The sequence below is a fragment of the Dyadobacter koreensis genome, assembly GCF_900108855.1.
Classification (GTDB): Bacteria; Bacteroidota; Bacteroidia; order Cytophagales; family Spirosomataceae; genus Dyadobacter; species Dyadobacter koreensis.
Genome location: NZ_FNXY01000003.1, coordinates 529,118 through 552,198, shown reverse-complemented (window position 1 = coordinate 552,198; position 23,081 = coordinate 529,118). Strand labels below are relative to the sequence as shown.

Below are 23,081 nucleotides of genomic sequence, written 5' to 3'. Positions count from 1 at the left end.
CTACAATGGGCGAATTTACAATAAATAAAGAAAAAGTATTACAGGCTTTGAGCACTGTTCAGGAGCCGGATCTTAAACAGGATCTGGTAACGCTGAATATGATTCAGGATATTGAGATTGGTGTTAATCAGGTAAGATTTACGGTTGTTTTGACGACACCCGCTTGCCCTTTGAAAGAATTAATCCGTAGAATGTGCGTCGAGGCGATACATGAACATCTTAGTCCGGACGTGGAAGTGATCATCAATTTAACTGCAAATGTAACCAGTATCAGACCACTGGGAGCGGCGTTGATTCCGGGTGTGAAAAATGTGATTGCTATTTCGTCAGGTAAAGGCGGGGTAGGGAAATCGACCGTTACTGCCAACCTTGCAATGGCCCTGCACCGTTCTGGAGCATCTGTAGGAATTATTGATGCCGATATTTCTGGTCCATCGATCCCATTAATGTTTGGTGCAGAAAATATGCAGCCGACCATTACGCCAAAAAATGGGAAAAATTATATCAATCCGATCCGTCAGTATGGGATAAAAATGATTTCCATAGGATTTTTGACGCCAGCAGATAGTGCAGTAGTTTGGCGCGGACCTATGGCTTCTCAGGCTTTGAAACAATTCTTTGGTGATACAGACTGGGGTGATCTAGATTATCTTTTGATCGATCTTCCTCCTGGGACAAGTGATATTCACCTGACCTTGGTGCAGACTGTGCCTGTAACTGGGGCAATTATCGTTACCACACCTCAAAAAGTAGCACTGGCTGATGCCGTAAAAGGAATGTCGATGTTCAGACAGCCTCAGATCAATGTTCCTATTCTGGGCGTGATCGAAAATATGGCATGGTTTACACCGGAAGAGCTTCCGGAAAGTAAATATCATATTTTCGGACAAGGCGGCGGACAATCGTTAGCTGACAAATTTGATGTACCTTTGTTGGGTCAAATACCTTTGGTTCAGGGCATTCGTGAAGCTGGGGATGGAGGAAGACCTGCCGTTATGGATGTAAATCCGATTGTAAATGAAGCTTTCCGCAATGCAGCAGAAGGATTGGCACAGCAAGTTGCTATTAGAAACGCAACTAAAGAAAAGACTCAAATGGTAGAAATTCAGGCTTAAATACGAGTCTTGATTTGACTTTATCAATAAATTCTTGCATATTACCGAATAGACTTTTTAAATAATGGATTCAAGAGAAAAAACATTAGAATTAATTGAGCAGGCGTTGGAAACTGTCCGTCCGTATTTACATGCAGATGGCGGTGACGTGAAGTTGGTGGAATTAACTGACGATCTTACGGTAAGACTTGAATTACAGGGCTCATGCCAGAGCTGCCCGATGAGTGCAATGACTTTCCGTGCCGGTCTTGAAGAATCGATCCGTAAGGCGGTTCCGCATATCAACCGTGTTGTCGCATCTAACGTGCCTTCATTAGCATAAAAGTCCGTTATTGATAACGGATGAATTCGATATGGCCCCTGATCGGTTTAAATTGAAATAAATCTTTCCTATGCATCATAGGTTGCAATTGATTCATTTTAAATACTGCTTATATTGCAGGTACGTTTTAAATGCATTAATCAGGCAATAATATGCGCATAGGAGTTTTTTTTGGAGGACCCTCCCGCGAAAGGGAAATTTCATTTGCGGGCGGGAAAACCGCTTTCGAATACTTGGATAAATCACTTTTTGAGCCGGTTCCCATTTTTGTCGACAGCTTCGGTCGATTTATAAAGCTTGAACATTCTTTGATGTATGCAAAGGAAATCAGAGATTTTTATCCGGCAAAAAGTAATCAGACTGGTAATTTCAATACTTATATAGAGTCGTTTCCAAATTTGGCAAAAGAGCCGGTTTCGCCAGAGATCGGTTTACTTTTATCACCTGACCAGTTCAAAGATCATTTTGAATTTGCATTTCTAGCCATGCATGGTCCCGACTGTGAGGATGGCGCAATTCAGGGTTTGCTGGAATGGTTTAAAATTCCTTATAGCGGCCCAGGTTTGATGGGTTCAGCTGTTGGAATCGATAAAATTCTTCAAAATGAAATGATCGCGCTGGTTAATAATCAGCAAAAGAAAAGCTGGACACTTCGCTACGAGCAATGGATTCCGCGTGAATATTCAATTCTTTTTACCGTTCTTAAAAAACATCTCGGCCTTCCACTGGTTATTAAAGCACCTCATCAGGGTTCATCGATTGGTGTGGCCATTGTGAAAGAAGATTCTCTGGAGGCCTTTGTCTCTGCGATCAACCAATGTTTTTTTCAGGTTGAACTGGAAAGTAAAACCTGGAAAGCACTAGATGCTGCCGGCAAGCATGAGTATGTGCAGCGTATAGCCAACCTTGACGAAGGAATTGGATTTCCGCTTGTCGTAAATGGAGATACAACTATTTATCACCCGGCTGATTTACTGGAAATGCTTGATAATATGTTTGTTGTCAAGGATGATATCATTGTTTTGAGCAGTGCAAATGCCGAAGATCAGGTTTTGCTTGAAGAATTTATTGAAGGTCAGGAATTCTCCTGCGGTTGTATTCAGTTTGATAACGGAAAACCGCTGGCTTTGCCTCCAAGTGAGGTGATCAAGATGGTTGATGTCTTTGATTTTAATGCAAAATATAAGCCGGGAGCAAGTCGCAAGCGAATTCCGGTTGATACGTCTCTTGAAAAAAATCAGGAAATCCAGAAAGTTATCGCAGAAGTTTTTCAACAACTTGGTATCACGGTTTGCGTACGTATCGATGGTTTCTTAACCCCCGACGGAACAATTCTTCTTCACGATCCGAACACAATTCCGGGAATGTCGCCCACTTCTTTCATTTTTAAACAAATGGCTGAAATTGGACTGACTGTTACGCAGGCTTTAACTTATTTTATCCGACAGTCCATAAGAGAAAGAATTCGGCTTGGGAAAGATACCTGGAATTTAAGACATTTGCTGGAAGGTTTGGATGCGAAAATAACCGCAGCCAGAACAGTTGATAAACCGATCAAGGGAATTTTGTTTGATGCATCCGACGAACATTATGCGTTGGCAAGGCAGTATTATGGGCGTTTGAATGCGGAGGGGATTTTCAAACCTGTTCCTGTTTTCCACGCTACGGACGGAAAATACTATCAGTTGCCGAACCCGTTTATGTTCAAGGAATATATTGTTGATGTCGAGGGTTTAATAACGCAGGGCAGGCATCCTCTGTTAACAGAGACAGCACAGAAAGCAAAGTCCATAACCAATTTTTTTGCCGGTGAAATTGATGATCAGGTTCAGGTTTTTAACGACATCGAATCCATCGAAATAATTCAGGATTGGGTTGTTGTCAAAATCGACTAAGAATATATTTCCCATTTTTAAGGACAAAAAAGAGCTTGATTCAAGCTCTTTTTTAGTAAATTTCATTTTCTACACAATTTCAACGTTGTAAAAAGACGTATTTTTAGGATTTTGTGAATTTTTAATTGAATTTTTTGACCCCGATAATTTGACTTACCAATGGCACACGGCGCAGAGAAAGTACGGTTAAGCCTTCAAAAAGAGAACAAAGGTTGGAAAAAATGGGGGCCATATCTGTCTGAGCGTCAGTGGGGAACTGTACGTGAGGATTACAGCGGAAATGGCGATGCCTGGAATTATATAACCCACGAGATGGCTTTATCCAAGACATACCGTTGGGGAGAAGATGGTATCGGAGGGTTTTCTGATAACAAACAACACATCTGTCTTTCCTTTGCCTTTTGGAACCATCGCGATAAATTTTTAAAGGAAAGGATTTTTGGATTGACGAACCGCGAGTCAAATCACGGAGAAGATGTGAAGGAAATGTATTATTATCTTGATAGTACTCCGACGCATTCCTATACCAAAATGCTTTATAAATATCCTCAGCAGCAGTTTCCTTATGACAAGCTTCGGCAGGAAAACGGCAAGCGCGGAAAACAGGATCCGGAGTATGAAATCATGGATACCGGTGTGTTCGATAACAATGAATATTTTGATATTTTTATCGAGCACGCAAAAGCTGATGAAGAGGATATCATGATGAAAGTTACGATCCATAACCGTGGCCCGAAGGATGCTCCGATTACTGTTTTGCCGACGATCATGTTTAGAAATACGTGGTCGTGGGGGTATGAGGCGTTTAATTACAAGCCGATGATGAACGGGATATCCAACCGTCTGATCGAGGTGACACATCGGAAGCATGGGAAATATAACTTGTATCTGGATGGCGCAGATGAGCTTTTATTTTGCGAGAATGAATCGAATCTGAAAAAGCTTTACGGAACGGCAAATAATACTGCTTATCCGAAAGACGGAATAAACGATTACATCGTTAGCGGTGGCAAGTCGACGACCGTGAACCCGAATAACATCGGAACAAAAGCATCCGGAAAATTTACGCGAACGGTCAAAGCAGGTGAGAGTATTACCCTGCGAATGCGCTATGTGAATCATTCTATTTCGGAACCTTTCGGAGGGTTTGAAGATCTTTTCAGTAAGAGAATTCGTGAAGCGGATGAATTCTATGACGATATCCAGAAAGATGTAGCAGACGCCGATCTTCGTTCGATCCAGCGCCAAGCCTATGCAGGAATGTTGTGGAGCAAACAATTTTACTATTACAATGTTTACGAATGGCTGAAAGGCGATCCGGCGCAGCCGGAACCTAACCAAGGTCGAAAGTGGGGGAGGAATTCCGGATGGAAACATTTGTATTCAGCCAACATTATTTCGATGCCGGATAAATGGGAATATCCCTGGTTTGCTGCCTGGGATCTTGCTTTTCATTGTGTTCCGCTTGCGAGAGTTGATGCTGATTTTGCCAAACGGCAGCTCGAAATCCTGCTCCGGGAATATTATATGCACCCAAATGGTCAGATTCCAGCCTACGAATGGAATTTTTCGGATGTAAATCCGCCGGTTCATGGCTGGGCGACATGGAAAGTATATGAGATCGACCGTGAGCAGAATAACGGCGTTGGTGATATTGAATTCCTTGAAAAAATATTCCATAAGCTTCTTCTCAATTTTACCTGGTGGGTGAATCAGAAAGACGATACCGGAAATAATATTTTCAGCGGCGGTTTCCTTGGTCTTGATAATATCGGTGTATTCGACAGATCGACTCCGATGCCTTTTGGTGGGAAATTGCAGCAGGCCGATGCAACAGGATGGATGGCGATGTATACGTTGAATATGCTTCGAATTTCAGTTGAAATCGCCTTGGCGCATCCCGTATATCAGGATATGGCGTCCAAGTTTTTTGAACATTTCCTGCATATTGCCGGTGCGATGGAATCGATCGGAGGTAAAAATTCGTCGATCAGTCTGTGGGATGAGGAAGACCAGTTTTACTACGACGTCATCCATATTCCGAACGGGCAAAGTATACTATTGAAAGTTCGCTCGATTGTAGGATTGATACCACTGTTTGCTGTTGAAATTCTTGATCCTCAGAATCTTGATAAAATGCCGATTTTCAAACGTCGTGTAGAGTGGGTACTGGCAAACAGGCCTGATCTTGCGCGCCTGATATCTCGTTGGTTTGAATCTGGAAAAGGAGAAAACAGATTATTGTCAATTCTGCGCGGTCACCGGATGAAAATGATCATGAAACGGATGTTGGATGAAAACGAATTTCTGTCTGATTTCGGTGTTCGTGCGCTTTCAAAATATCATAAGGAGAACCCATATAAATTCTATATCAACGGCGAGGTATTACAGGTCGATTACACACCTGCGGAAGCGTTGACAGATATTATGGGAGGAAATTCTAACTGGCGGGGGCCGATCTGGTTCCCGTTGAACTATCTGATCTTTGATTCGCTGATGAAATTCCACGCGTATTATGGTGAGGATTTCCAGATCGAATATCCGACAAATTCAGGAAATTTGGTTACGATTAAGGACGCAGCGATGGCAATTGCGAATCGACTGATCGATATCTTCAAAAAAGATGCAGACGGAAGACGTGCTTTCAACGGAGATGACGAAAAAAGTCAGACCGATCCGAATTTCAGTGATCACATTTTATTCTATGAATACTTCCATGGAGATAACGGAAGGGGTTGCGGTGCAAGTCACCAGACAGGCTGGACAGGCTTAGTTGCAGAACTTATTTTGAAAACTTCGCAGGAAAAAATGAAAGAATTAGCAAAAGAAGAAATACCGCTAAGTAAATAATGCCAGCATTTTTTACTTTTATGAAATAATTACTCAACCGAGAACGATATTTTTAGTCTTTTTACTATCAAAATCAGTAGTAACGGTTTTGATCGTAAAAAGACTTATTTTTAAAAATTAACTGTTTCAGAAAACCATCTTTTAATTTGATTATGACCTCACAATTAGATCCTAATGTTTTGGCCAAAGTGAATACGTGGCTTAACGGCGATTACGATATCGATACAAAACAATCGATTCAGCAATTGATTGACGAAGAGAATGATACTGAACTTACTGATGCATTTTATAAGGATCTTGAATTTGGAACAGGTGGTTTACGTGGATTAATTGGTGTGGGTTCAAACCGAATGAACCGTTACACAGTAGGGACGGCTACGCAGGGTTTGGCAAATTATTTGAACAAAGCATTTCCAAATGAGGAAATCAAAGTTGCTATCGCTTATGACAGCCGTATCAAGTCGGATGAATTTTCGCAGATCATTGCGGATATATTTTCCGCAAGTGGGATCACAGTGTATCTCTTTGAAGCCCTGCGCCCTACTCCGGAATTGTCATTTGCAATTCGTCAGCTGCATTGCCATAGCGGTGTGGTCGTAACGGCATCTCACAACCCCAAAGAATACAATGGATATAAGGCATATTGGAACGACGGCTCTCAGGTTGTTGCGCCACATGACGCTAATATAATCGATGAAGTAAATGCCATTAAGTCAATTGATGATATCAAATTTGATGGCGATGCTTCGAAAATCATAAAGATAGGAGCGGATATTGATGAAAAATATCTGGATCATATTTTATCACTTTCAATCTCGAAAGACGCTATCGAACGTCAGAAAGATTTGAAAATCGTTTACACACCTTTGCACGGAACCGGAGTTACGCTTGTGCCGCCATTATTGAAAAAAATGGGTTTTGAGTCTGTAACGGTTATTGAAGAGCAGGCAGAGCCGAATGGTAACGGACAGTTCCCTACCGTTGTCTACCCAAATCCGGAAGAAAGTGAAGCAATGTCCAAAGCCGTTGAGAAGGCGAAGGAAATTGATGCTGACCTTGTTTTAGGAACAGATCCTGATGCGGATAGGGTAGGTATTGCTGCAAAAAACCATCACGGAGAAATTCAACTTTTGAATGGTAACCAGACGGCCAGTGTCCTGATCTATTATTTATTGAATGCATGGAAAGATGCAGGTAAATTGACAGGAACTCAGTTCGTCTGCAAGACAATCGTAACGACGGATCTTATTGATAAGATGGCAGAGTCTTTCGATGTGAAATGTTACAACACACTGACCGGTTTTAAATATATCGCTCAGGTTATCCGTGAAAAAGAAGGCATTGAGCAGTTTATAGGAGGTGGCGAGGAAAGTTACGGTTACCTCATTGGTGATGCTGTTCGTGATAAAGACGCCATTGCTTCTTGTGCGATGATCGCTGAGCTGACGGCCTACGCGAAAGACAAAGGTTTGAGCCTTTTTGATATGTTGATTGAAATTTACAAGAAATTCGGATTCTATTACGAAGGACTTATTTCACTGACTAAAAAAGGTAAGACAGGTGCCGAAGAAATCCAGCAAATGATGGCTGACTTCCGTGCTAATCCACCAAAAACGTTAGCCGGTTCGGACGTTATCCGTATGGACGACTACAAGGCGTTGACCACAACTGATTTCACGGCAGGCACAACCACTTCGATTCCTTCCGGTGAAATGGGAATTGAGTCATCAAACGTGCTTCAATTCTTTACCGTGGATGGTACTAAATTTACCTGCCGTCCGTCAGGAACTGAACCAAAGATTAAATTCTATGTAGGTGTTCGTGCTGAACTGGAAGGCAAGGAAGAATTTGACAGTGTTTATGCAGGACTGAAAGATAAGGTGAAAGCGATTGGCGAAGAGTTGGGACTGAAATAATATCAAAAATAGATTGTGGAAAAGAGCTGTCAGGTTTGGCAGCTCTTTTTTTGTGCCTAGCCTCAGGTGGCAATTATTTGTGAATTGGAAGAAAACTTAACCCGGCATCTAAATAAAATAGTGATAGTTACTTTATTTATACTTCATAAATAAATTGTTATATTTATTAACAATAAATATTTTTCTTCCTGCCATAGTTATCAAAAACCTAACTACGATTTATGATGAAAAAAATACTTCACAACAAATTCCTTATTCTTCCCCTCGTTCTTTTTTTATGTATTGGCAAAGTTATGGCTCAATCCGTTACGGTTTCGGGAAAAGTTACCGATGATACCGGATCGGATATTCCCGGAGCAAACGTCAATGTAAAAGGTACCTCTCAGGGAACTACCACGAACGAAAAAGGCGAATATTTGCTGTCAGTGAATTCAGGCAGTACTTTGGTTTTTAGTTTTATAGGTTTTAAAAGAATTGAAGTCAACGTTGGAAATCAGAAAGTTATTAATGTAAAGCTGGAATCAGAAGCTTCTGAGTTGAACGAGGTTGTCGTTACTGCGCTTGGCCAGACACAAGAACGGAGGGCAATCGGGTATTCCGTTCAATCCGTCAAGTCGGAAGAAATTAGAAATTCTGGAAATCCCAATGTGGTAGGCGCACTTCAGGGAAAAATTGCCGGTGCGATCATTACAGGATCAGGTGGAGCACCGGGTGCAGGGGTAAATATCGTGCTTCGCGGTGTAACTTCTCTTAGCGGAGGTGCTGACAATCAGCCATTGTTCGTAATTGATGGTATTATCATCAGTAATTCCACCAATGCCGGAAATCCGCTCCCGAGCGCAGGAAGTAATTCCCCGGGAGCTTCGGAACAATTTGCCAATACTAACCGGGCGGCTGATATAAATCCGGACGATATCGAAAGTGTTTCAGTTTTGAAAGGTCCGGCAGCCACGGCACTTTACGGACTTCGGGCATCAAACGGAGCCATTATCATTACAACAAAAAGGGGGAAGTCCGGGAAATTAAATGTGTCGGTTTCTTCTTCCGCAGGTGTTGATGTCTTAGGCAAATCACCGGATATCCAGACAACGTTTTTACAAGGAAGATTAGGTGAATTTATTCCGCTGGGACCCGGTCGTACGCCTTATCAATCGTTTGGGCCAATCATCGATCCTCTGAACACGACGGATAAAATCTACGATAATTTCCGTGATTTTTACCGCACTGGTATCAGAAATAATAATAATGTGACGCTTACGAAAGGAAGTGAAAAGGGAAATATTTACGTATCGCTGGGGAATAATACGCAGAGCGGGATTGTGCCAAATACTAATTTCTACCGATTTTCAGGAAAAGTTGCCGGTGCTTATAACATTACCAAAAACTTCAATGTTTCTGCCTCCTTTAACTACGTCCGCTCTGGTGGAAAACGTCCTCCTGCTGGCGATAAATCGATATTCAGCGCCTTGGGTTACTGGCCTAACACCTATGATGTTAATGATTATCTGAATCCGGATGGAACACAGAAGAATATCCTGCCTGGTTTTACAGATAATCCAAGATATCTGGTGGAAAAGAGTCCCCGCGTGGATAAGATCAACCGATATATTTCAGACGTTACGCTGAACTATAAAATCACCGACTGGCTTTCTGCGAAATACCAGCTGACTTATGATACGTATCACGAAACCCGACACCGTCAGGTTGATAGTACGTTTGACGTAGGGATTCAGGTTAAAGGTTTTTTGATCAATGAAAAGCTGAATTTTCTCGAACTGAATTCCAATCTTTACCTGACCGCACAAAAGAATTTTAATGAAAACTGGACGGGATCGCTGATGGTTGGAAATGCTGTCGTTGACAGCAAGCGGCCGGATAGTTATTACGTTCGCGGGGAAAACTGGAACGCCCCTTTTACGAATGATATATCCAGCTACCAGAATCAGCAGCAAAGATTTTATTCCCCGGCTCAATTCAGGATAGTCAGCTTTTTTGCTGACGCGAAACTTAGCTATAAAGAGATTTTGTACCTGAATGCAACCGTCAGAAATGACATTGTTTCAGTTTTGCCAAAAGCCAACCGGTCCTTCGTTTACCCATCATTTAATGCCGGATATGTTTTTACGGAACATCTTGAGAAAAGTAATTTTCTATCCTATGGAAAACTTCGTGCTTCCTGGGCACAAGTAGGAAAAGCAACCACACCCTATCTGATTGGCAGCTATTATGATATCACGGACAATTTTCCATACGGAAATACAACACCAGGGTATAATCGAAGATTAACTGCTGCAGATCAGGATCTGAAACCAGAGCGTACAACTTCGATCGAAGTAGGAACGGAACTGCGATTCTTCAAAAACAGGCTTATGGTTGATGCAACTTATTTCACAATGGATAGCAAAAACCAGATCGTCCAGGCGCCTGTTTCCAATGTTTCCGGCTTTTCAACTTATTATACAAATATTGGTTTGATCAGAAATAAGGGCGTCGAATTGTTGGTTACTGTGAAGCCGGTCCAGGCAAAAAATTTCTCTTGGGATGTTGCCGTAAACTGGGCAAAACTGTCTGGGAAAGTTATTGAAATGCCGGATGCTTTGCAGGAAATTTCTTATTACGATAATACTGTCGGATCCTTGAAAGTTCGGGAAGGAAGTAAAATCGGCGATTTGTGGGGGTATGACTATAAACGGGCACCGGACGGTCAGATGTTGATAAATCCGACAACAGGTTTTCCTGAGACCAGTACCACGCTCACGCAATATGGTAACGCGCAGCCAGACTGGATTGGAGGACTAACTAACACATTCAACTACAAAGGGCTTTCCCTTTCCGTGTTAATGGAGTGGAGGCAGGGAGGCGATGTGATCGATTTGGGAGAAAGAAATGCGCTGCGTAGCGGATCTATAAAGCTGACGGAGCGGCGTAATGAGCAGGTTATATTTAATGGAGTTGTACAGCAAAGCGATGGCTCATTCACTCCAAATACCAAAGTAGTCTATCTGGACGATTCTTTTTATAATCCGTCAACTTCAACGCGGTTCAATGGATGGTCGCATCTCAATATCCAGGATGCGTCCTGGTTCCGGATAAGGACTATTGCGCTGAATTATTCTTTATCTAAAAAACTTTTAGGAAATTCTCTGTTTAAAGGTGGTGTAAGGTTTAGCCTGACTGGTACGAATCTTTTCCTGAGCACGCCTTTCAGAGGATATGATCCGGAGGCGCTCACGTTCGGCTCTGGGACAAATCTCATCGGTTTTGTTGGTAGAAATAACCCATCTACACGGAGTTATCAGTTTGGTGTAAATCTTAATTTCTAAACGGGATCGACAATCGGGTCGTCTCAAAATCATTGATTATGAATAGAATAAGAAAAATATATATACTGTTCGCCGGACTTCTTCCCGTATTTTTCGGCTGCGATAATTATCTGGACGTCAACGTCGATCCTACTTTAAAACCGGATGCGACGGTTCAGGAATTATTGCCGACTGCACAGTTTTATTCCAGCGAAGCCAGTTATCAGCAAGCTTACTTTGCTTGCCAGTATGCGCAGCAGATCAGCAGCAATCTTGGTACAAACGGAACAGATACCTATGCGGAATCCGAAAATCCTACTGGTTGGTCGAATCTTTATTTATATGTGATTCCTCAACTTAATACCATTATCCGAAAAGGGCAGGCGGAAGACATTTCAGGTTATGTGGGTATAGCGAAAACTTTGCTCGCTTATAATATTGGCCTTGCGACAGTAAATTGGGAAAATGTGCCTTTTTCAAAAGCAGACCAGGAACCAAAGGATTTCCAGCCATCGTACGACACGCAGCAGGAAATTTACACGACAATTCAGCGCCTGCTGGATGAAGGGATTGTGGAACTGGCTAAAAATTCGGGAATGAAACCTGGCACGGACGATCTGATTTACGGAGGCGATTTAACAAAATGGACCAAACTGGCTTATTCGTTGAAAGCGCGGTACCTTCTTCATCTCTCGAATAAAAACCCAAAACAGACGGCTGAAAATGTGTTGGCAGCGGTACAAAAGGGAATGACAGGTAATTCGGATGACTTTCAAATGCCTTACAATACCAAAAATTTGAGCCCGTGGTATAGCCGTGTTGCTTTGGCAAACAGCACCGGAAATTTGTCGGTCACCTACGGAAGTACTTTTGTGGATCTTATGAACGGAAAAGTTCAGACAATCGTGGACCCTCGACTTACAAAAGTAGTGACTTTAAAAACCGGACAGACAGCATATAATGGCGTATTTCCCGGGTCTAACCTGGGTTCGACAGTTGATTTTACGATTAGCTCCTGGCATTCGTCCATCACATCACCGATATTAATGATGACCTATGCTGAGGTAAAAGCAATTGAGGCAGAAGCCAGATTTTTAGCTAACGATGGTACATTTTCTTCGAAAGGTTCTACCGAGGAGGCTTATGCGGCATATATGGCAATCGCCCGTTCGAATATGACCAAGCTTGGCGTAGCTGAGGCAGATATTACGGCGTATCTGGCAGCAGCAAGTGTAAACGTTGGGGCAAATCAACTGACTTTGTTAAATATCCTTCGGGAAAAATATAAGGCCATGTTTTTGATCGGTGATATCTGGACGGATCTGAGAAAATATGATTACTGGGATTTTCCTCTCCCACAGAATATAAATCCTGACTTGCAGGGCCGGAGAATTCAGCGGATGAAATATCCGTCGTCTGAATTAACACGAAATACGGCCAATGCCGAAGCAAACCAGAAAACCCCTGCAACTCCAATGTGGTTGAGTTCGAAATAATTTTTACTTGTTGACTTTCAAAATCGAATAGGTATGAAAAAAAATATCAATATTAGTTTTCTGGCTTTGGCGCTCTTTTTCAGTATTTTACTTACAAGTTGTTATGACGAGCCAGACCTGATCAGCGAAATTTCAACCAGCGTTGGTAAGGTCGCACAGGTTTCCGTCGTTTGGCTGGGAACAACCAGAACGGTGTCGTCAAGTAGTGCGGTTGTTACCGGTTTAACAGTTGACGCGGGAGCTTCTACCAATTTCAACATCGAGTTTACCTCCGAAATTCCGGTAAAAGAATTCAAAATTTATTATGCAGCAACCTCCACCGGAGCACAAACATTAGTCACAACGATTCCAGCCGGAACTCAGAAATACGATCAGGTGCTTCGGAATTATGTACTGGCAGTTCCTGTAAAAGCGCAGGATACCAAGGGAACAACCCGGGTTTTCTTCGCTGAAATTATTGGAGAAAATGGCTTGGCGTCGATTCAGAAATCGGCAACTCTAACGACAAATAAATAAAATTAAAGTTTTGGAGCATACGTAGTTCCTGATAACTGCGTTTTTAATTCCAACCGGAGCACTAATTTCCGGTTGGAATTTTCTTTTGCAACAGACGCGTAACATTATTAGTATCAGGATGAAGATTCCAAACTCCTCATTTATCTTTGGGTCTGAAAGCCTTTAACCCCCAGTTATCCGTTTTATAATGTTTCGCAATCCATCGTCTTTTATTAAATCTTTTTTATTCGTTGTCTTTTTCTTCTGCGTTACGCTTACCTCCGTTGCGCAGCAGGGAGGAGCTGTGGTACTAACCGGAAAAGTAACAGATGGGAAAACAGGAAAACCGCTGCCATTTGCCAATGTTTTCGTAAACAATTCAACGATAGGTACGAATGCTGATGAAAATGGCAATTACAAATTAATGGGCCTGACGATCGGCAGCATTGAAATGGCCGTTTCTTTTCTGGGCTATGAAACGATAAAACAAACTTTAAGATTCGAACAGCCGGGAATCAAGACGGTGCAATTCAAACTGATCGAGGGAATGCAGCTGACCGGTGTCACGATTTATTCCAAAAAGAATAAAAAACGTGAAAAACATCTGGCAATCATTACCAGAGAATTGCTTGGAAAAACGCCGTTTGCAAAACAATGCCGAATATTAAATCCCGAAGTTCTAAGGATTTCTCTGGATGATAACCGGCATTTAAGTGCGCAAACCACCGCCCCGTTGATTATCGAAAATAACGCGTTGGGTTATAAAATCCACCAGGATCTGGATGATTTTGATTATTTTGAAGGCAGAGTTTTGTATGGCGGAAGCACCCGTTTTGAATTGCTTAAACCAAAGGACGAAGAGCAGAAGAAAATGTGGCGTGAAAATCAAAAAATTGCCTACGCAGGTTCGTTGAAACATTTACTGGCGAGCATGGTTGCAGACAGTTTATGGGAAGAAGGTTTCAAGGTATATCAGGAAATTCCGGATTCGATGCGCCTGTTCAGATCGGTCAGAAGTGTAAACGGCTATAACACGATCGCAAATAATATCCATAACCGGATAGAACCTATTTTAGGCAATCGATTGATCAAACCGGGAGAATTGATGACGGAACGACTGGTTGTTTCTAAAATGATGCTGGAGGTATTTTATACCAAAAAGAAAGGAAGTTCTCCCTATTCTGATATGCCTTATGCTTACACGCAGATTAAATTTCCCCAAGGATATTGTGTGATCACACCTGAGGGTTGGGTGGTAATGCCGATGGGTTTTGAAATCGCTGGCTATCTGGGAAACGACCGTTACTCGACGTTGCTTCCGGCTGATTGGAAACGAGATTTATAACGTTTGATTATTGACCAAAACGATAAAGGGCAGATGTACATTCCAGTCGGGTTTGAAATTCTCCTGATTTAAAAAACCTTTGGAATAATTTCCCAGAACAATATCAATATCTCCATCGCCATCAATATCTTCGGCATCCATACAAATCCACCGGCCTGACTTGCTAATCGGCGGTGCGTGCGGGATGAAATTCGGAAACTGAGTTTTACTGTTCTGCTCAAAATAGATAAAACTTCCGGATGCGTTATTCTGAAAATCTGCGAAGAATGCGATCGTGGCGAAATCGATGTCTCCGTCCTGATCAAAATCTTTTGCGATCACTTTCGTTGCGCCGTGAATAGGGTAGAAATAAACCTGCTCGAATTTCGGATTTCCTTTTATCAAATCTCCTTTGTCGATAAATATGTAGAGCCCGTGGTAGGGTTTCAGAATTCTGGAATAATCGCTGTTGTCGCCTGCTGTGTAGATGATGTCCAGTTTTCCGTCCCTGTTAACATCTACCAGTTGAAAACTGCTCGAACCATAAACGGGTGGAAACCTCAATACATTTTGGGTATTAAATCCTCCTTTTTTATCATTTAAAAATAGCCATATTCCTTCATCAGCGTGAGCGAACAAAGCCATAATATCTGGCCAGCCGTCGCCGTTAAAATCGCCTGTTATTGCCTTAGTAGCACCTGCAACTTCCCGGACGGGAACTTTCTCAAAAGTTTTATTTGGTAATTTCCTGACAAGATAAAGTCCGCCTCTGTTATGTCCGAAGCCACAGACGACATAGTCTGTAATACCATCCTGGTTAAAATCAGCACTTGCTGTTGAGATCGGGCGAATAAAACCGGAAGAAATGATCTCATCTGTGCCATTTTCATTCATTTGAACTATGCCACCGCTCGGAGAATCATAGGCTTTCATTTCACCGATCAGCGTTATGACCTGATTGTTTTCTGCAAAAGAAATGTCCACAGCGGGAGAAGAAATTTTATTTGAAAGAGAAGGTTTTAAACTCTGATCCCATTTTATTAAATCAGGATTTTCGGCACTGCTTGTGTATATCGTGTGTCGTGATTTATTAACAGCAACCAACGTAGTCGTCGCCAGTTTTGAGGTATCCGTTTCTGGCGTCTTCAAGCAGAAACCTCCCCAATCCTGAACCGGTGGAACGGGTGCTTTGATTTGCAGAACTTCCAAGGGAGCAAGCGAGTCATAATAGGCGACAATTTTTAGCCAGTCGCTGTGCGATATAACCGATCTTTCATTTTGGAAATATTTATTTCCCTGCCATACTTCCAAGCCTAGTTGTTTCGCCATCGCTGGTAAAACCTGATTTTTCCAGGTATCCTTATCAAGCAACTCGGGTTCGACTGGCAGGTGGCAGCTGCTGCAATATTTTTCTGACAGTTTTTCACCTTCCAGCATTTCTCCGGTTAATTCACGTGCTCCCTTCTCACTTTTGGAATCGCAGCCTATTAATAAAATACCAGAGAAGAGGAGTATCAGACAGGATAAAAGCAGTAATCTCAGGCGCATTGGGAGCAATATTTTTTCAAGTTTAAACAAAAAGAGGCAGTCGTGAAACCGCCTCTTCATGCTGATTAAAGTTTGTTACTGATATCCCGGATTTTGTTTCAAAGATGATACACCATTTCTGGTACTCAAATCGATCTGAGTTTGTGGGATCGGAAAATATTCATTTCTATTTTTTATGAATTTTCCACCACTCACATCCGGCGTGATTTTACTTTCGAAAGCTACATAAGCATTCAACGCTTGTTCCGCAATTCCCCAACGTGACAGGTCAAAGAAGCGATGGCCTTCCATGGCGAGCTCAACCTTACGTTCAAAATAAATTGCTTTCAAAGCGCCATCTTTGCCTTTGGCAGCAAAAGATCCTGCTGGATATTCTGCGATTTTATAATTACTTGCCGGCGTTGTTGTGTAACCTCCCATTGGTTTTGTAGGATCAGCATAGGTATAAACCCAACTTTCAGGCTTTGCTGCGCGAGCACGAACTTTATTCACATATTCCTGTGCTTTTTCCAAACTTCCGGATTGTGCTTCTGCCTCTGCAGCCATCAGCAGGACGTCAGCAAAACGGATAATTTGTACGTTGATCGCTGTTCCGGGAGCCCATGAATGCTGATCAGAATATTTATCCTGCGTAGCCTGATAGTACATGTTTTTCTTTGGAGAATACGGGCCTGCGTATCCCTGATCACGAATCCAGGCTTGTCCAGGGTGATTTCCCCAGTCAAGGAACGGGATTCCGCGACGGCCAACTGTCCAGTCAATACGTGGATCCAAAGGCGCCGCAGCATCAGGAGTAAAAGCTGCGTCAGACTTTACGCCCATGTCATTTTTCAACGTAGTATTATTATAAGAGTCTATCAATGGAAGTCCGTTTGCATCTGTCTGGAATGAATTTGCAAGGTCAAGACTTGGCTGATAAAAACCGCAGCAACGGAAAGGAGAATTGTATGGGAAATTCAACATACCGCCTGTATTCGCGTTGTCAATGGTATTTGTTCCGTCATTCGCCGCCATTTGAACTGCAAAAACTGATTCGGCGAGATTTTTCTGAGCTGCGTCAAAGTTGTCCTGATACTTGGGCAGCAGGTCATATTTTAAACCATTGCTTGTTACGCCAGAACTGATTACCTGGTCGAAAACTGTTTTTGCATCAGCGAATTTTTTCTCGTACAGGTAAGTTTTACCCAGATATGCTGCCGCGGCCCACTTATTTACGCGTCCAACGTCCGTCTGAGTCGCTGGAAGATTGTCCATAGCGAATTTGAAATCAGCTTCGATGTTCGGCCAAATGTCTGTATCATTTGTTACCATCGCAGGATCGACAGTGGTTTCGTCAACCCAGGGTACCATGTTAAACATCTTTTTCAGTTCAAAATAATAATGTCCGCGCAAGAAACGTGCCTGGGCGGTAAAACTTACTTTCTCAGCATCTGTAATGCCAGAAGTTACGAGCGGCACGAACTTCAAAACGGTGTTTGCCCGGTTAATTCCTTCGTAAACAGCTTTCCATTTACTATTGAAAAATCCATTGCTAGGTCCGTGACTGTAAATCATGATCGAGTTGATACCCGGCTGGTCTGCTCCGTCACTGCCTTTTTTTGCATCGCCACCGGCAATACTTCCATAAATCCAGTTGTCAGCCGCTGCGTCCCAGGCGCTAGCCGCACCGACTCCGTTGCCGTCCAGGGCTGCGTACGCACCTACGAGAAGGCCATCTACTCCCGCTTTTGTACTTAATTGAGCATCACTCAGGGCTCCTAATGCCGGTTTGTCAAGGAAGCTGTCCTGGCAGGCATAGGAAAGTAATCCGAAAGCAACTACTAATGCTATTTTGGAAAATCTTAATTTTTTCATCTTTATTCTGTTTAAGGATACAGTAATTAGAATGTCAGATTTAAACCGATCAGGAATTGGCGTGTGTTTGGATAAACACCTTCATCAAGACCAAAGGCAGTAGAACCATCAACCTGGCTTTGTCCAACTTCCGGATCCGGACCTGAATATTTGGTGATCGTGAACAGATTTGCTGTCTGAACATAAACACGAAGTTTTTCAATTTTCAGGCTTTGTGTTAAACTCTTAGGCAAGGTGTAACCCAGCTGAGCATTTTTAGCGCGCAGATAAGATCCGTTTTCCACGTAATAAGAATTTGGAACGTTGGTCGTGCTGAAAGAACCTGTGTTTTCCTGGATAGGTGCCGTAGCATTCATGTTTGTCGGAGTCCACGAATCATATAAAGCTGTATTGCTTTTTGCTCCCTGGAAATTCGTATAGAAGTCGTTCCACCATTTCAGGTTGTTCCAGATTTCGTTGCCTTGTACACCATAGAAGAAAATACCAAAATCAAAGTTTTTGTAATTCGCTCCGATGTTCAAACCGTAACTGAATTTAGGACTTGGATTACCAAGGAAAGTGCGGTCATCAGAAGTGATGATTCCATCGCCATTGATATCTGCATAGCGGAAGCGACCCACTTTAACTTCGTTTTGATAAACTGCATCAGCGTTTCCTGATCTTTCGATAGCGCTGGCGTTGGCCTGGTCAATTTCCTGCTGAGTATTCCAGAATCCATCGATCTGATATCCGAAGAACTGGCCGATCGAGTTCCCGACCGCATTACGAATAATGTTACTACCATTAAACCTGCGACTTTCCTGATCAAAATAGGTAGCTCCGTCCGTAATCTTCTTGATCTCGTTGTTGTATGTGGTTAACGTAACTGTCGCATTCAGTTTGAAATCTTTTGTGATATTCTTTTCAGCATAAACCGACATGTCAATTCCCTTATTTGCCATTTTCCCAATATTTACAGCAGGTGCAGTACCTTGTCCAACTGTACCTGCCAGTTCAGGAGAGAACAACAGGTCATTGATATTTTTTTGGTAGTAGTCAATAGTCAGGTCAACTGCACCGTTGAATAATGTTGCATCGATACCAATGTTTGAGTTGATGTTACTTTCCCATTTAGCATTAGGGTTTCCAACCCGAGTTCTCTGAAACCCTTGTACCGTGCTGTTTCCTGTTCCACGGATGTCATAAAATGAATTGCTTCGGTTAAGTCCGTATGTTGTAAAGGCATTGGCCGGGTTAACATTGAACTGGTTACCCATAATACCGTAGCCCCCGCGGATCTTAAGATCTGAGATCCAGTCAACCCCTTTCATGAAAGCTTCTTCTTTTACTCTCCATCCGGCACTTACGGCAGGGAACCAGCCAAACTGGTTTGTGAAACGGGAAGATCCGTCACGACGGATTGTACCGCTCAACAAATAACGATCCTTGAAATTGTAGTCGATCCGCCCGATATAAGAAAACAATGCGTCAGAATATTTAGCACTGTAATTTGTTGGTGTTCCTGAACCTGTTGACAGAATTGTATAATTCGGGTCAAAAGAAAAGTAGCTTTGAGAGGTACCGCCGACTTCGCGACCGGTGCTTGTGTAGGCTTCTGTTCCAGCTAATAACTTAATCGAATGTTTGTCATTGAACGTATGCTCATAAGACAAAGTATTTGTCCATGTCCAGTTGAAACCCGTATTTGTGTATTCGGTGTAAGCGTTAGTCGTTACGTTTTCAGCATTTTCCCACTCAGGATAAGCGAATGAATTTCCTCTTTCTGAATAATAGTTACCGCCAAAGCTCGAACGGACAACAAAGTCTTTAAGAAAATCAACTTCGGCGAACATATTTCCAAACACACTGTTGTTCAATCCAACGTTGTTCCGTGCGCGGTCACGAATAGCGACCGGATTTTTAGCATTACCCAAACCACTTCCAAATGAACCTGCATAATTGCCTTGAACATCATACACCGGAATGATCGGTTGCATACGGTAAGCCATACCTATCGCACCGCCTTCTTCAAGAATTGTAGATCTTGGATTGTTTACCAATGCCAATGCAATGTTTTCGCCAACACGGATATGCTTACTGACATTGTATTGACTATTTGCGCGAACCGTATATCTTTTAAGATATGTGTTCATCAGGTTTCCCTGCTGGTTAAAATGGTTAAACGAGAACATATAACTTCCACCTGTTCCACCTCCGCTCACTGACAGGTTGTGGCTTTGCATCGGAGCATTTTTAAATATTTCGTGAAACCAGTCTGTACCTTGTTTGTTTGCTTTTACGATTCTGTAAAAAGAATCCATATCAGCTTTGTCTGTATAGTTCGGATTAACATAATATTTGGAAAGGTCAACTGAGCCTTCACTCATACCAGTCGGAACGATATAATCTGGTAAAACCGGTGTTGCTCCACTTCCGTATTGTGGATCGTTGATTGCAACACCTGAATTTTTTAGCGCAAGAAATTTAAGATCAGCCATTCCCTGAGAGGATAGCGCGTCATAAACATTTCCTTTCTGAACAGTTTGCGATCCATAATACATGTCATAGCTAACTTTCACTTTTCCTGTACCACGTTTTGTCGTGATAACGACAACACCATTCGAGGCACGAGAACCATAAATAGACGCAGAACCCGCATCTTTCAAAACCTGCATGGTAGCAACGTCATTCGGATTGAGGTTGTTGATATCCTGCGTTGGTACTCCATCCACAACGTAAAGCGGAGTATTGTTACCAAATGAATTGATACCACGGATACGAACCTGCGGAGCCTGACCTGGCTGACCAGAAGTTAGAACTGTCACACCTGAAGCACGTCCCTGCAACTGATTTGAAAGGTTTGAGTTAGCCTGTTCTGTAAGTTCAGCAACTTTTACAACTGAAACTGCACCAGTCAAATCCTTCTTTTTAGCGGTTCCATAACCAACGACAACCACTTCGCTCAGTAATTTTTCATCTGTTGTAAGTGTAACGTTTGCAGTGGTTTGACTTGCTGAAACTTCAACATCTTTTGAACTGAAACCAACAAAACTGAATGTCAGAGTTACGTTTCCATCCGGGGCGTCAATCTTATATGATCCTTCGCCATCCGTGTTTGTTCCACGTGAGCTGCCTTTCACAATCACGGAAACGCCCGGCAGACCAGCTCCGCTGCCATCAGTAACCACACCGGAAATTGATCTTTCAAGAGCCTGACTTTTGAATTTTTGAGGTGAAAGGTCTTCTGTCTGTAATTTGATACGTTTCAGAATAATCTGTTTCCCTGAAACCTCATAAGATAAGTTTAGGGGGCTTAAAATAACTTTCAAAGCTTCACCCAGCTGCTGCTGCTGAAGATTTACGGAGATTTTCCGCTCTGCTTTGATCAGGCTGGAACTATACAAAAATTTTACTTTTACCTGTTCCTCTATCGTATTCAGCACCTTACGCACGTCTTGATTTTGCATTTGAAGCGTCACGCGGTTGTTTAGAATTTCCTGGGCTTCGCTCACACGGGCCATGGAAATAGTCGACAGAAGTGCTGCAATGATGAGTTGAGTACAACTGAATCTCATAATGATCTGCCAATGAGCATAGTTAGGATACAATTTTTTCATAACTTTACTTACGTTTTGTTTAATTGGAAAAATGGACAAAACAAATCCTCCATCCGCTTAGGAACGGATGTAAATACAACTGGGGATTTAACTGATCGGGTTGGTGATGGTGCAAACATCATCAACCTTTTTTTTATTACTAATTAGGTCATAATGAAAAGGTTGTTTAGAAAGGTTGATCGATAATTGGTGAATTATAACTGTACATTAATTTTCTACTCCTGATGACAGCCTCTGCCGGAAATAACTACACGTGCATCAACAACCTCAAAAGTTGCTTCAATGCCTTTACATATTAAATCGATTTTGTCGTAAAGATTTTCATTGGAAAAAGATGCTGTTAACAGACAACTGCCCAGCAATTCTTCGTCATATACTATATCGATTCCATATGTTTGTTCAAGATTGTCGAAAATCTGGGAAACTGAAATGTCCTGGAATTTTAGCATCGGGGCCGGAAGAACTGCCGATGCAATAATTTCGGGAGACTCTACCAGCGACTTTTTTATCCGGACCTCATTTCGGGAAAACAGTATCTTTTGATTTGGGGTTATGATTACCCCGCCAAGCTCGGAGTTTGACTGATTTAATTTGGCACTTTCATCCGTTCTTGTAAAAACGGATACTTTTCCAGTCTTGACAGTAACCTCAACCTCCTTATCACAGTCGAAGGCCTTAACGATAAAACTTGTGCCGAGTACCTTTGTTATCAGTTCGTTGGCATAAACAAAAAATGGCCGGTCAGGATTTTTGGTCACATTAAAAAAAGCTTCACCTGAAAGATAAACCTCTCTTTTTTTACCCTTTTCGAAATCTTCATTGTAGCTGATACTCGTATGTGGACGAAGAACGACGGTACTTGAATCCGGAAGCCTTACCGTGATGGAATTTGAAGAATTGTTAATTTTTTCAATTAACGGAGTGCTGACAGACGATATCAAATTCTGGTAGGTTATTAAACCATCGTCCTGGCCGGATTTAATAAGCCAGCCAAGTAATAAAATCAACATCGCTGCCGAGACAACTGAAATTGCTAGCCAGTGTGAAAGAATTTTGGAAGAGAAAGAAGTCTTATTATTTTTCAGTTCATGAATCGCCGATAGAATATTTTCTACTTTTTCGTCAGACGGGAAGTCGGTTTGCAGGTCCTTCTGAAGTTCAAGTAAAATGGATCTGGCGTTAGATATCATTTCTGATTTCTCAGGAAACCGGACCAGGACGTCCTGCCAGAAGGAATCACTTTCAGGCGTAGGTTCATACACCCATTTCCTGAATTTGTTATCTTCTAAAAAGTCAGTTACCTCGTAATAGTAGTAACTCATGTTGATAGAACTATTCTGTGAAAAAATAAAACTTGACTTCTACTTA

At 42.2% G+C, this 23,081-nt stretch carries 13 protein-coding genes; 9 read left to right on the top strand and 4 right to left on the bottom strand.

Annotated features, from left to right (window positions below; all coding sequences use genetic code 11):
* Positions 1-5 precede the first annotated feature (5 nt).
* The 9 genes from BMY70_RS10985 to BMY70_RS10945 all read left to right on the top strand — a co-directional run bounded on the left by BMY70_RS10985 (position 6) and on the right by BMY70_RS10945 (position 14,736).
* Positions 6-1,115, top strand: coding sequence for an Mrp/NBP35 family ATP-binding protein (locus tag BMY70_RS10985; RefSeq protein ID WP_090335218.1), 1,110 nt, complete (start codon positions 6-8; stop codon positions 1,113-1,115).
* 64 nt (positions 1,116-1,179) lie between these two features.
* Positions 1,180-1,437 carry a NifU family protein gene (locus BMY70_RS10980; protein ID WP_090335217.1) on the top strand — a complete coding sequence of 86 codons (258 nt, stop codon included), beginning with the start codon at positions 1,180-1,182 and terminating at the stop codon, positions 1,435-1,437.
* A gap of 152 nt (positions 1,438-1,589) precedes the next feature.
* Positions 1,590-3,332: a D-alanine--D-alanine ligase family protein gene (locus tag BMY70_RS10975; RefSeq protein ID WP_090335216.1), complete on the top strand. Its 1,743-nt coding sequence runs from the start codon at positions 1,590-1,592 to the stop codon at positions 3,330-3,332.
* Between the two features lie 159 nt (positions 3,333-3,491).
* Positions 3,492-6,182, top strand: a complete 2,691-nt coding sequence (locus tag BMY70_RS10970; protein WP_090335215.1) for an MGH1-like glycoside hydrolase domain-containing protein — start codon at positions 3,492-3,494, stop codon at positions 6,180-6,182.
* Between the two features lie 152 nt (positions 6,183-6,334).
* The gene (locus BMY70_RS10965) at positions 6,335-8,098 is read left to right on the top strand and encodes a phospho-sugar mutase (protein ID WP_090335214.1); all 1,764 of its coding nucleotides are present in this window, start codon (positions 6,335-6,337) and stop codon (positions 8,096-8,098) included.
* 221 nt (positions 8,099-8,319) lie between these two features.
* Positions 8,320-11,421, top strand: a complete 3,102-nt coding sequence (locus BMY70_RS10960; protein WP_090335213.1) for a SusC/RagA family TonB-linked outer membrane protein — start codon at positions 8,320-8,322, stop codon at positions 11,419-11,421.
* 38 nt (positions 11,422-11,459) lie between these two features.
* Positions 11,460-12,896 carry a SusD/RagB family nutrient-binding outer membrane lipoprotein gene (locus tag BMY70_RS10955; protein ID WP_090335212.1) on the top strand — a complete coding sequence of 479 codons (1,437 nt, stop codon included), beginning with the start codon at positions 11,460-11,462 and terminating at the stop codon, positions 12,894-12,896.
* A gap of 33 nt (positions 12,897-12,929) precedes the next feature.
* Complete coding sequence (locus BMY70_RS10950) at positions 12,930-13,412, top strand: hypothetical protein (protein ID WP_090335211.1); 483 nt, start codon at positions 12,930-12,932, stop codon at positions 13,410-13,412.
* 187 nt (positions 13,413-13,599) lie between these two features.
* Positions 13,600-14,736 (top strand): carboxypeptidase-like regulatory domain-containing protein, encoded by a 1,137-nt coding sequence (locus tag BMY70_RS10945; RefSeq protein WP_090335210.1) that lies wholly within the window; start codon positions 13,600-13,602, stop codon positions 14,734-14,736.
* Here BMY70_RS10945 and BMY70_RS10940 read toward each other — a convergent pair.
* The 4 genes from BMY70_RS10940 to BMY70_RS10925 all read right to left on the bottom strand — a co-directional run bounded on the left by BMY70_RS10940 (position 14,731) and on the right by BMY70_RS10925 (position 23,035).
* On the bottom strand, positions 14,731-16,263 hold the full coding sequence (locus tag BMY70_RS10940) for an FG-GAP repeat domain-containing protein (RefSeq protein ID WP_177197000.1): 1,533 nt from the start codon (positions 16,261-16,263) through the stop codon (positions 14,731-14,733). The two genes, BMY70_RS10945 and BMY70_RS10940, sit on opposite strands and share 6 nt — an antisense overlap.
* 75 nt (positions 16,264-16,338) lie before the next feature.
* On the bottom strand, positions 16,339-18,117 hold the full coding sequence (locus BMY70_RS10935) for a RagB/SusD family nutrient uptake outer membrane protein (protein ID WP_090335208.1): 1,779 nt from the start codon (positions 18,115-18,117) through the stop codon (positions 16,339-16,341).
* Between the two features lie 26 nt (positions 18,118-18,143).
* The gene (locus tag BMY70_RS10930; RefSeq protein WP_090335207.1) at positions 18,144-21,713 is read right to left on the bottom strand and encodes a TonB-dependent receptor; all 3,570 of its coding nucleotides are present in this window, start codon (positions 21,711-21,713) and stop codon (positions 18,144-18,146) included.
* A gap of 215 nt (positions 21,714-21,928) precedes the next feature.
* Complete coding sequence (locus BMY70_RS10925) at positions 21,929-23,035, bottom strand: FecR family protein (RefSeq protein ID WP_090335206.1); 1,107 nt, start codon at positions 23,033-23,035, stop codon at positions 21,929-21,931.
* Positions 23,036-23,081: the final 46 nt, after the last annotated feature.